At 69.5% G+C, this 10160-nt stretch carries 13 protein-coding genes and 1 pseudogene; 6 read left to right on the top strand and 8 right to left on the bottom strand.

Translation table 11 applies throughout. From position 1 onward, the window contains the following. Positions 1-350: 350 nt before the first annotated feature. Positions 351-533, bottom strand: coding sequence for a TauD/TfdA family dioxygenase (locus ACFRAR_RS36895; protein ID WP_380704502.1), 183 nt, complete (start codon positions 531-533; stop codon positions 351-353). 185 nt (positions 534-718) lie between these two features. On the opposite strand from ACFRAR_RS36895, the gene ACFRAR_RS36900 reads away from it, so the two are divergent. Both ACFRAR_RS36900 and ACFRAR_RS36905 read left to right on the top strand, forming a co-directional pair. Then, positions 719-934, top strand: coding sequence for a hypothetical protein (locus ACFRAR_RS36900; protein ID WP_380704504.1), 216 nt, complete (start codon positions 719-721; stop codon positions 932-934). Between the two features lie 299 nt (positions 935-1233). Beyond that, complete coding sequence (locus tag ACFRAR_RS36905; RefSeq protein WP_380704506.1) at positions 1234-1638, top strand: NUDIX domain-containing protein; 405 nt, start codon at positions 1234-1236, stop codon at positions 1636-1638. Here ACFRAR_RS36905 and ACFRAR_RS36910 read toward each other — a convergent pair. Then, entirely contained in the window at positions 1590-2117 is a 528-nt protein-coding gene (locus ACFRAR_RS36910) for a hypothetical protein (RefSeq protein ID WP_380704508.1), read from the bottom strand. The two genes, ACFRAR_RS36905 and ACFRAR_RS36910, sit on opposite strands and share 49 nt — an antisense overlap. Between ACFRAR_RS36910 and ACFRAR_RS36915 the strand changes: the two genes are divergently transcribed. Further along, positions 2083-2646: a hypothetical protein gene (locus ACFRAR_RS36915; protein ID WP_380704510.1), complete on the top strand. Its 564-nt coding sequence runs from the start codon at positions 2083-2085 to the stop codon at positions 2644-2646. The genes ACFRAR_RS36910 and ACFRAR_RS36915 overlap by 35 nt on opposite strands. A gap of 524 nt (positions 2647-3170) precedes the next feature. On the opposite strand, the gene ACFRAR_RS36920 is transcribed toward ACFRAR_RS36915, so the two are convergent. After that, entirely contained in the window at positions 3171-3323 is a 153-nt protein-coding gene (locus tag ACFRAR_RS36920) for a hypothetical protein (protein WP_380704512.1), read from the bottom strand. 189 nt (positions 3324-3512) lie between these two features. Beyond that, entirely contained in the window at positions 3513-3914 is a 402-nt protein-coding gene (locus ACFRAR_RS36925) for a hypothetical protein (RefSeq protein WP_380704514.1), read from the bottom strand. Positions 3915-4052: 138 nt separating this feature from the next. Between ACFRAR_RS36925 and ACFRAR_RS36930 the strand changes: the two genes are divergently transcribed. The 3 genes from ACFRAR_RS36930 (at position 4053) to ACFRAR_RS36940 (ending at position 6444) form a co-directional block, all read left to right on the top strand. Beyond that, positions 4053-4355: a hypothetical protein gene (locus tag ACFRAR_RS36930; protein WP_380704516.1), complete on the top strand. Its 303-nt coding sequence runs from the start codon at positions 4053-4055 to the stop codon at positions 4353-4355. 337 nt (positions 4356-4692) lie between these two features. After that, on the top strand, positions 4693-5712 hold the full coding sequence (locus ACFRAR_RS36935; protein ID WP_380704518.1) for a hypothetical protein: 1020 nt from the start codon (positions 4693-4695) through the stop codon (positions 5710-5712). 201 nt (positions 5713-5913) lie between these two features. Then, complete coding sequence (locus tag ACFRAR_RS36940; protein WP_380704520.1) at positions 5914-6444, top strand: NUDIX hydrolase; 531 nt, start codon at positions 5914-5916, stop codon at positions 6442-6444. Positions 6445-7348: 904 nt separating this feature from the next. Here ACFRAR_RS36940 and ACFRAR_RS36945 read toward each other — a convergent pair. The 4 genes and pseudogenes from ACFRAR_RS36945 to ACFRAR_RS36960 form a co-directional block, all read right to left on the bottom strand. Further along, positions 7349-7896 (bottom strand): annotated as a pseudogene (locus tag ACFRAR_RS36945) (AAA family ATPase). 374 nt (positions 7897-8270) lie between these two features. Continuing rightward, a complete protein-coding gene (locus tag ACFRAR_RS36950; protein WP_380704522.1) occupies positions 8271-9098 on the bottom strand; it encodes a hypothetical protein in 828 nt (275 codons plus the stop codon). A 91-nt stretch (positions 9099-9189) separates the two neighbouring features. Then, on the bottom strand, positions 9190-9408 hold the full coding sequence (locus tag ACFRAR_RS36955; RefSeq protein WP_380704524.1) for a ferredoxin: 219 nt from the start codon (positions 9406-9408) through the stop codon (positions 9190-9192). 60 nt (positions 9409-9468) lie between these two features. Continuing rightward, positions 9469-9999, bottom strand: coding sequence for a hypothetical protein (locus tag ACFRAR_RS36960; RefSeq protein WP_380704526.1), 531 nt, complete (start codon positions 9997-9999; stop codon positions 9469-9471). Positions 10000-10160: the final 161 nt, after the last annotated feature.

Raw genomic sequence — 10160 nt, forward strand, 5'->3', positions numbered from 1 at the left:
CCCGCGAGTGCCGCACCGCCCCTACCCCGTGAGTAGACCGGCCATCCCCGCTAAGTCCGGGAAGACCGCGGTGGGGTCCTCGTGCCGCCTGCGGCTTGCGCGGACCTGCCGGCGCGGCAGGTCGTGGATGGTCTCGGCGGTCCCGTCGTCGCGCCATGTGTCGAAGTGGTGGTACACCGCGCTCTTGGGTGGCAGGTCGGGGGGGCGGACAGCGCCACCGGCATCCGGTGCGGGCCTGGCGGAGGATCGCGTTTACGGTCTCCCGCATCTCGTACCGGCCCGCGTGGCTGCTGACCGAGCGATGCTTCGCGTTCTACGCGATGAGGACCGACCGGATCAGCTCCCGGGTTTCATCCGACAGGTCGCTCGGGTCTCGGCCCGAGCGCAGGGTGCGGATCGCCCAGCGCCCGCAGTGTCAGCCGCTCACCCGAGAAGCCGGTGCGGCCGTGCAGCAGACGATGGTTGTCCAGCACGACACCATGTCCAGGGGCCAGCCGCAGCCGCAGCCGCCCGGCGGGCAGCTGCTGGACCACCGGGGCGAAGCGGCCATTCGGCCCCGCCGAGGTAGGCGGCTCGCTCCGCGGAGAATGCCTCGATGGCGCCAGGGTGCTGCACGGCCAGCTCGGCGAGGACGGCCCGGCCGTCCACCAGCAGGATCTCCCCGCCGCTGTCGCCGGCCCGCGCGCACGTCAGCAGGACGCAGACGCGGCGGATCCGGATGCTGCGTGCACTCGGTGTGCAGAGCCAGCGCGCCGCGCCCCAGGCCCGCGAAGCCCGGCCGCCCGCTGTGGCGGCCGGTGTCGAGGATCACGGTGAGACCGTCCGGGTCGGCATCCCGGCGCTGCCGCAACGAGGACATCACCCGGCCGGCCGCGAGGAGTACGTCGTCTCGCCCGCCCAACCTGGCGAGCCTCAGCAGGCCGTCCTCGCGTAAGGCCTCACCCGCCTGCTCGCGGACCGCTCGCTCCAGCCCGCCCGCCGGCCCGCAGTGAACTTCTCGCTGCTGATGCCACTGATGTCGAACGACGGCATGGTGAGACTCCCCCGTGGAACCGAGCGGATGGGAGGCGACACACTCTCCAAGTCCAATCCACCGGATGGAAAGTGACGGATTGTCAAATTCTGATCACCGGACTGCGGGGCATCGCGCCGGTCCGCAACTGCTACCTTCGACACGCCCGTGACCGCCCACGCGCCCCGGAAGAAGCGATGACCGCGACAGAACATCCCTACGTGCCAAAGGCCTTCCCGATCTCCATCAAGGGTGTCGTGCTCGACCCCCAGCAGCGGGTGCTGCTGCTCAAGAACGAACGCCACGAGTGGGAACTGCCCGGCGGGAAGCTGGAGGGTACCGAAACCCCCGAAGAACGGGTCGTCACCGAGATCCACGAGGAGAGCGGCTGGACGGCCACCGCCGGCCCCCTCCTCGACGTGTGGTTGTACGAGCCGATCCCCGGTCGCCAGGTCTTCATCGTCACCTACGGCTGCACCGCCACCGACGCGGACCAGGCCCCGGTCGTCAGCCACGAACACAAGGAGGCAGGCCTCTTCCACCGAGACGAGGTGCCCGGCCTGGCCATGCCGCAGGGCTACAAGAACTCCATCGCCCGCTGGTACGAACTGCACCACCAGGCCTGACCGGTGACCGGAACGACCCCTACGGCGGCATCCGCTGGCACCGGACCACCCCCAGAGCACAGGACATCCTGCGCCGCCGAGCCCTGCCCGAGATCCTCCAGCTCTACCGCGAACTCCACGAACTCCCGCAACAAGAACTCGCCGACCTCCTCGGCCTCCCACCGCACTGCCTCGGCATCACCGACGAAGCGGACGGAGACCACCAGCTCGTCATCCAGCTCGCCGAATCCGTGCTGCGCCTGGCCGAGATCGCCCGCCCGGAGGCCCGCACCGCCGACGGCCACGCCGACCTCGACACCCTGAGCCTGCTCGCCCGGGCCCGGGTCGGCCTCGGCGTCGCCCTCGGCCACGTCCTGCCGGAGGAACGCGTGGCCACCGCCGCCCGCTGGACCGGCAAGGGCATGAACGTCGCCCGGTGCCTGGGGAATCCCGGCCTGCACGCCAATGCCCTGCGCCACCACGGCAAACGAGCTGCGCAAGGCCGGACTGCACCTGCGTGCGCTTGACCGGCTCGGGCAGGCCCGCGACACGGCTCGCACCGCCACCGAACGAGCCGAGGCGGTCGTTCTGCTCGCCCGCGCGGCTGGAACCGCCGGGAAAGCCGCCGCCTTCGACGCCGCAATCGAGGAGGGTCGCCGACTTCTCGGCGAGGCGGCGCCCACTTCCCTCTTCTCCGAGTTCACCCTCCACGAGGTCCGCCTTCGGGGTCTGATGAGCACGGGCCGATTTACGGAGGCCAGCCGGCAACTTGACCACGCGCCGGTCGCCGGTCCGGCAGCGACTTCCCAGTGGTGGATCATCGCGGCGATCACCGCCGGCGAGGTGCTGCTGAGGAAGGGGGATCCGACCGGAGCGGCGCAACAACTCGGCACGGCGGTCGACGGGGCGACCCTCCACCATCTGCCGCACCAGCTCCAGCACGTCGTGCGGGCCGGCCGTCACCTGCCCGAAGTCCGGGAGCGCGCGGGAGACGCCCTGGCACGGCTGCGGGCCGAGATAGCGGCCTGACCTCCGGCCTGATGGTGAGGCGGTGATGAACATGGCGGATTCACATTCCCTGAGCTCTGGACTGAACCATCCGGGACGGTGAGGCGGGGGCCGCTCAGCGTGCGGAGCAGGCGCCCGCGTGGTGAGCGGAGGTCACTCGGGCAGCAGCGTGAGCAGTCGGCTCTGCAGGCCTTCCACGTTGCGGCTGCTGCCAAGTCCTTCAGGAACTGCGGATGGCGCAACATGTGAGCCTCCTTGGCCAGAGCGAACGTGGGGGAGATGGGGTCGAAGCGCGTGGATCGGCTGGAACCCGATGGGATCGCCGGGGTGGCGTCTCCCACACGTTCAGAGTGGCCAAGAGGACGGTGCGAGCGGGAGAAGGTGGATGGGGACAGCCCCGGGACGACCCAGTTGTCCCCATCAGCGGAGCCGGGCAGCCTCGAAGGCCTGTACGAACAGGGGGGGGCAGTGAGGTGCAGCCCTCACTCTCATTGGTGAAACGGCCGACGTGGTGCGGCGGGAACCCGTTCCGGATGGCTACGAGGTCAGATGACGGTCCAGCCCCATGGCCGCGCGTCCTCCCGGCCTTGGATACAGGCGAGGCGGTAGTGGGCCTGGTCGCGATGCCGCGCGGGGTCGGCCGCGGCGAGCTGGAGAGCGAAGCAGGTGACGCGCAGCTCGTGGATGTTGCGCGGCACCGGGCCGTCAGAATGATCACGTGGCTGAACACGTGCAGGTCCGTGAGATCGATGGCTCCAGGCCCCCACGCCGGTCATCGCCAAGGCCCTTGGCTACCACGACAAAACCGCCACCCGGCTCGTCACCGAGGCCGGCGGCACCTGGAGCCGATACGCCCAGGGTGACCACCAGCGGTGAAACGTGAGCACTCACGCCGAGTCGACTGGGCCTCGCTTGTCCTCAACGTGGACGATGCGAAGTTCTGTGCCGTCCCGATGGCGCTTGGAGCGTCCGAACAGCCCGACAGCGATCTCCGACTGATCTTGAGGCTCATCAGGGCCAACATAGGTAAGGACGTCGTTGTGGTGCCCGGTGACGACCCATCCTTCGGCGTCCTTGAGGTCGATCACCCCAAAATCTCCTGCCGAAGATCCGGCATGCACCGGGCCGAACTCCTTCAGGAGGGTGGTGGCCTGTTCAGCCAGCTTCCCTTCCGGAGCAGTCAGCACGACACAAGTGCCATGCTCGAACAGCACCCACGACTTGCGAGGGTCGGCAAGAAGCCGCTGCCAGACATCTATCAGCATCTCGGTGTTCACGGCGATCATCATGCCGCAGAGCGCCGACACAGAGTGACGATCGACTGGCGGCTATGGCGAATACGCGACTCCTGAACATACGGGCCTACCAGGCTCGACCCCCGGGTACTGGCTACCGCTGCCTGATCAGCGATTGCCGATACTTCCTCCATGGGAACCAGAAGAGAGCCGTACTGGCACACGATCGGGACTCCGAAGACACTCGTCCTCTACCGCACGCCAGACCGGTGGCGGTTCGCCGTGTACTTCGAAGCGCCGGGCGGCATCGCCGACGGCTTCCTCGATCGCCCCGCCCCCACCTGCGAGCCTGAGCCGGCCCAGGCTGCCCTCCACCTCAGGGCCGAAGAGCTGACCCACCGAGAGCTGGAAGTCTCCTGGCAGCCCACCGATCGACCGGACTGGTGGACCGGAGTTGTCACCAAGGCCGGACCGCTCGCCGATGCCGATCGCTGAGCCGCCATCGGCAGGAGCGCGGCAACCCGGTGAACCCGTGCGGTCAGAGCACCAGGCTCGTACACCCCGTCAACATGAGGGCGAAATGCGTGATCATCCGAAAGTGGTACGACGCGGCGAAGGCGCAAGACCGGGCCAGGACGCCGAACGAGACCCCCAGGCGGCCCGTCGAGGAAACCGGCCCGAGCGGGAAGTCACTGACCTACCGGCTCAACGAGCTCTGTGAGCAGGGCGGACACCCGCGCGAGTACACGCACACGAGCCGCGACAACTGGACAGCCAAGGGAATGATCCCCGTCCTCCGGCCCCGGAGCTGATCGCCAGGCTCCTCACCGAAGTGCTCGGCCGCCGCATCAGCCTGGCCGACCTCGGCATGGCAGCACCCAGCGCGGCGCATGCTGATACCGGGTTGGACTTCTCCCGCGACCGCAGACAGGCTGTGGCCGTCGCTGCCGAGTTCTGGAGCACCGTGGACCGCCGCACCCTTCTGACCGGCGCAGCAGCGTCCGGCACCGCCCACTATGCCACCCCCATGGCCCGCCGGCTCGTCAACCCCGTGGAGCCGGTGAAGACCGGTGGGCGGCGGGTCGGTCAATCCGACATCGACGAACCGCGCGAGACGGCCAAGGAAGCACGACGGTGGGACGCCTGCTATGGCGGCGGCAACTGGAAGTTGTCATCCGTCAACGCCTGCCTGGCCCAGCGCGCCTCCCCGCTGCTCCATGGCACCTACAGCGAGCCGATCGGCCGCCAGCTCTTCACCGTCACACCCGAACTGTCCCGGCTGGCCGGCTGGAGCGCCTTCGACATGGGGCACCACGGTCTGGCGCAATGCCACTTCATCCAGGCCTTGAGGATGGCGAAGGCGGGCAGCGACGCCGGGAGCGGCTGCTACGTCCTGACCACGATGGCCTTGCAGGCACTGATCAGAGGCTTCCCCCGCGAGGCCGTCGACATGGCCCAGGGCGCGCACAGCCACGCCAAGTGGACCGCAGCCCCACTCGTGCTCAGCTTCGCCAAGCCGGCCTTGGCCCGGGCCCACGGCAAGGCCGGAGACACCGCGGCAGCATTCCGGACTCTGGGTGAAGCCGAGAACCTCATGCCGCCGTCCGAGACGACGGCCGGGACCCGCAGTGGCTGGAGTACCACTCGTTCCCCCGGCTCGCCTCCGACGCGACCGGGATCCACCAGGACCTCGGGCCGTCGAAGGACGCCCTGGTGCGGAGCGATCAGGCCGGCGCGATGCCGTCGAACCAGTACACGCGGGCCGCCGGCATCCGCCTGGCCGTCACCGCCAGCGTCCGCTTGCAGATCGGAGACCTGGACCGTGGCCTGTCCGTCGGACACCGGGCTCTGACCATCCTGGGAGGCGCCGAGTCAGCCCGGGCCCGGGACTACCGGCGCGACGTCGTCATCCTGCTCCAGCCCTGATCGAAGGAAGTCGCAGTGAACGACTTCATCCACCAGAGCCGGACCGTACTCGGGCACACCGTCTGACATTTCCCCGGCCGCCTATCCGCCGGCGGTCGAGCAGCACCACGAGAAAGGCAGAAGATCCATGGCCGAGCGTTGGGTCGAGAAGAACCGCACCACCCTGGGAGAGGTGATGGGCAGGACTCTCGACCAAGTCACCTTCCTTCTTCCCGACGGCACCGAGAAGGACAAGTACCTGCTCCGCGAGCCGTCGGCCGCCGCCGTGCTCGCATTGACCCCCGACATGCAGGTCATCATCGCCACGCAGTACCGTCCCGGCCCCGACGAGATCCTCTACGAGATGCCCGGCGGATTCATCGAGCCCGGCGAGGACCCCGCCGGCGCCGCAGCCCGCGAACTCCTGGAGGAGACCGGGTACAAGGGCACCATCGAGTTCGCCGGATCCTGTTGGGACGACGCCCGCAGCAACGCGCGACGCTTCGGATTCGTCGCCCGGGATTGTGTGCTCGTCGCCGACCAGAACCTGGACCCGATGGAGTTCGTCACGGTAGAGCTCGTCAGCATCGAGCGGTTCAAGGAGATCGTCCGCAAGGGACTCATGACGGACGTCGAACTGGCCTACCGCGGTCTTGACCACCTCGGTCTGCTGGGTTGACCACCCCCGATCCGAGGCGACCAGCGCCTGGCCGTACACGAGTGACCCTGCCGAGGCGGCCGTCGCGGCGCACCACCGTGGCGCCGACGGCGAACGGGGCGGGGGCCTCCGATAGGGCGGCCGTCACCGCTTTCCCCACGTCGGACAGGCGGGGAGATCCGTGTGCAACCAACGTCCGGCAGTTTCATCGTCGTGGCCGCACGCTACGTGCCGACCACGACAGCCGGGCACCCGAGCCTGGCTCACTGCAGATCTCCAGACGTGGGTCTGAGGTCAGAGCCGATTCCGGGAAGCGCCGACCGAGGAGGGGTTGCTGCTGCACACGCGCGGTGCCGGGCCGACGTCGGACCGCCGACCACACTGACTGCTCGAATGCTCACTCGTGGATTCGGTGGGCCGCGGCACCCCGTGCACCTGCTTCTCGAGTGCCCAGCGCCAGCACCGGTGGCGCCGTTGTCGGGACGGAGCCACCGGCGCTGGTCATGCTGTTGGCGTTGCTCGTCGTCGGGTCAGCAGTGATGGCCCGGATGGGGGTGGGCGCCGAAGCAGAGAGGACGCTGCTGCCCGGGGAAGGCGATGACTCCGAGCGCCGCGAAGAGGAAGAGGTGTGGAAGAGGGGGCGCAGTTGTGTGGTGGCACACCGCCCTTCGACGGGCGTGAGGCGTGGGCGGCAGGGTCGGGAAGGAGGCCGAGATCGGCGACGGTCGACCGGGGAATGTCACAACAACCACTAACTCGCTCTGTGTGTTCGCAGCTGCCGCTGACGTCGTTCACTTCTCGGGCCGGCGTTCGTCGACCGGCCCGACGAGTCCCGTCAGGGGCTGTCCGGCGGATCATTTCGGGCTGGTGCAGGGCACGCCTGGTACGGCTGATGGTACGGCTGAGTCGTCGTGGGCCGCGGCTGTCAGGCGAACGAGGGCCACCGGTCGGCGGCCCACTCCCGCCAGTCGACCCAGTCGACCCAGCCGGGCGGGGGGCTGGCGATCCTGCGGCCCTCCAGCTCCGCCGCGTCGGGTGCCTCGAAGTGCGCGCGCCCTTGCAGGAAGTCGGCCTCGGACAGCGGCGGTTTCTCTTCGGGGGTGGTCGCCCGGCGGTGGGCGATACGGGCGCGTTGGGTCTCCTCGTCCACCGGCAGGTAGACCATGCGGAAGCACGCCCCCTCGGCCTTCACGAGCCGGCGGATCGCGGACCGTTCGTCCCGTGACCAGCAGCCGTAGTCCACGACGACGTTGGTGCCCAGTCTGACCGCCTCCAGGGCGAGCCAGAGCATGCGCCCCTCCAGCACGTCGCGCTTTCCGTCGGCCTCCGTCTCGCCGAACAGGGGAATCGTCCAGTCGTCGGGCGTCGGGCGTCGGGCGTCGGGCGCAGCGCGCCGTGCTCCGCGGCGAGCTGTCGGGCCCGCGTGGTCTTTCCGGCCTTTGGCAGGCCGACCATCAGGAACACCGTGGTCACACCCAGATCGTGGCAGGGAAGCGAATCAGGCGGCCACCGTTCTATCCGCCCGCTCACGGGCTGAGCCACCGGCGGACGGAGACCACGGTGACAGTGCCGTGAAAGACGAAGGCCGCCGACAAGGCGTACAGCAACGGCCCGTGCCGCGCCCACCTGCGCAGGCGCGGCATTCGGCGCACGATCCCGGGAGAGGGCGGACAGTCGGGCCGCCCGCCTGGGCAGAGGCTTACGCGGCGGGTGCCCACCGGCCTTCGATGAGAAGCGGTACAAGACGCGCAAGGCCATCGACAAGCTCAAGCCCGCCCGAGCGGTCGCAATCCGATACGACAAGCGCGGACACGTCCACCTCGGCACCGTCACCACGGCCGCTCTCGTCATCTGGCTCCGCACATGACCGCCCGGACAGCTCCGCCTGGCACTCCACTGAGAGTTCTCCGTTGGGCCCCGCTCACCAGGTCACGGGCAGTGACCGCATCCCGTAGATGAACGACTCGGTACGGAACTCGCGCTCGCCGGCCGGCCGCAGCCCCGGCAGCCGGCGGAACAGCGTCTCCAGGGCGATCTGGAGTTCGGCCGCGCTTGCGGGCCGTCAGGTCGCGCAGGTAGTCCCGGACCTCCTCCTGGGCCTCCCGGAGCTGTTCCACGGTGCTCTCCTGGTTGAGCATCGTGCGGCTCAGGCGCTGGAAGCGGTTGTGGTCCTCGTACGGCACGCCGAGCAGCAGGCAGATCACCAGCGAGGGCACCGGCAGCGCGAAGTCGGTGACCAGGTCGGCCGTGGTCCGGCCCGCGGTCATCCGGTCCAGTGCCTCGTCCACGATCCGCTGGATCTCCGGGCGCAGCGACTCCACCCGCTTGACCAGGAATTCCCCGGTGAGCATGCGGCGCTGGCGGGCGTGCTCGGGGTCGTCGAGCCGCAGGAAGTCCGGATTGTCGGTGATCAGTTCGCGGGCGCCGGCGACCAGTAGCGGGAAGGCCGGGTGGCGTATGTCGGCGCTGAACCGGCGGTCGGACAGCACGGTGCGGACCTCGGTGAAGCCGGTGACCAGCCAGCAGAGGTCGCCGTCGGGCAGCTCGGCCCTGGTCACCGGCCCGGTGGCGGCGGCCTCGGAGTAGACGGGCGGCGGGCCGAACGGGCAGCCGCCGGAGTGCCGGGCCGGCAGTGGGAGGACGGGGGTGGTGGGTGCGGTGGGTGCGGTGGTCAAGGCGGGGGTCTCCTCACGTCGCGGGTGTTCTCGTGGGGTTCGGGGCCCGGGAAGGTTCCCGGCGGCCCTCGGGGCCGGCGGCGGGGGTCCGTCAGGCCCCGGTCCGCGCGGGCTCGTCCCCGGTGACGGTGATCGCCCGGCCCGGGCAGAGCTCGGAGGCGAGTCTGACGTCGTCGAACTGCTCGGGCAGCAAGATGGTCTGACGGAGACTCACGAGACCGTCCCGGTCGTCCTGGTCGAAGACCGCGGGGGCGTTCGTCACGCACATGCCGGAGCTGCAGCAACGGTCCCGGTCGACGCTCACCTGCATGTCGGGCACCTTTCGCCAGGGCGGCGCCGGCGACCCGGCGGCCGCCTCTCGTTGTCACGGTCAACCTAGCCGTCGCCGCTCTGTTGACGGAGGAGTAGGGTGGCCGGATCGAGAATGGCTGGTTCGGCCCCTGTGTGTGAACCCCCATTGCGGCACAATGCGTTTCGACCTGCGGCACTTCGCCGGACCCAACTCCCGTACGGAGGCCACCGTGTCGGCCTCGGCGGGGCTCTTGTCCGGCCGGTAGCGCACCACTTGGGCGAACCGCAGGGCCAGCCCGGACGGTCCCGAGGCGGTCGAACCACCAAGATCCACCTGAGCGCGGAGGGCCGCTGCCGGGCGTCGTCCCTGGTCATCACGCCGAGGCAATGCGCCGACCGCACCCGGTTCGAGCCCGTCATGGACAAGATCCGGATTCCGCCAGCAGCTCCTGACGACTTGGAACGGCATGCCGCAGGCGGCGTCCCGGTCGGTGGCGTCGGCCGGGGTGACCAGCACCATCAGCAGCAGCCCGAGGCAGTCCACAATGACGTGCCGCTTGCGGCCGTTGGTCTTCTTGGCGCCGTCGAAGCCCCGCGATGCGGCCGGCACGGATGCGGAGCCCCGGATGGGCTGGGAGTCTATGATCGCCGCGGTCGGCTCCGCGTTGCGGCCCTCTGAGGTTCCCCCGTTGAGCGGGAGGTGGTGATTACCTGGTCAGGACGGGTGTGGGTGGTTCGATGGCCACTTGTTCGGCCGTCGCCTGGTCGGCG

The organism is Kitasatospora sp. NPDC056651 (assembly GCF_042792155.1).
Classification (GTDB): domain Bacteria; phylum Actinomycetota; class Actinomycetes; order Streptomycetales; family Streptomycetaceae; genus Kitasatospora.

Bases quoted from the DNA above. Each gene is read 5' to 3' on its own strand.
- ACFRAR_RS36900 (WP_380704504.1), top strand. From the start codon at position 719: ATGCTGCGTGCACTCGGTGTGCAGAGCCAGCGCGCCGCGCCCCAGGCC.
- ACFRAR_RS36915 (WP_380704510.1), top strand. From the start codon at position 2,083: ATGCCCTGCGCCACCACGGCAAACGAGCTGCGCAAGGCCGGACTGCAC.
- ACFRAR_RS36925 (WP_380704514.1), bottom strand. From the start codon at position 3,914: ATGATGATCGCCGTGAACACCGAGATGCTGATAGATGTCTGGCAGCGG.
- ACFRAR_RS36930 (WP_380704516.1), top strand. From the start codon at position 4,053: ATGGGAACCAGAAGAGAGCCGTACTGGCACACGATCGGGACTCCGAAG.
- ACFRAR_RS36940 (WP_380704520.1), top strand. From the start codon at position 5,914: ATGGCCGAGCGTTGGGTCGAGAAGAACCGCACCACCCTGGGAGAGGTG.
- ACFRAR_RS36955 (WP_380704524.1), bottom strand. From the start codon at position 9,408: ATGCAGGTGAGCGTCGACCGGGACCGTTGCTGCAGCTCCGGCATGTGC.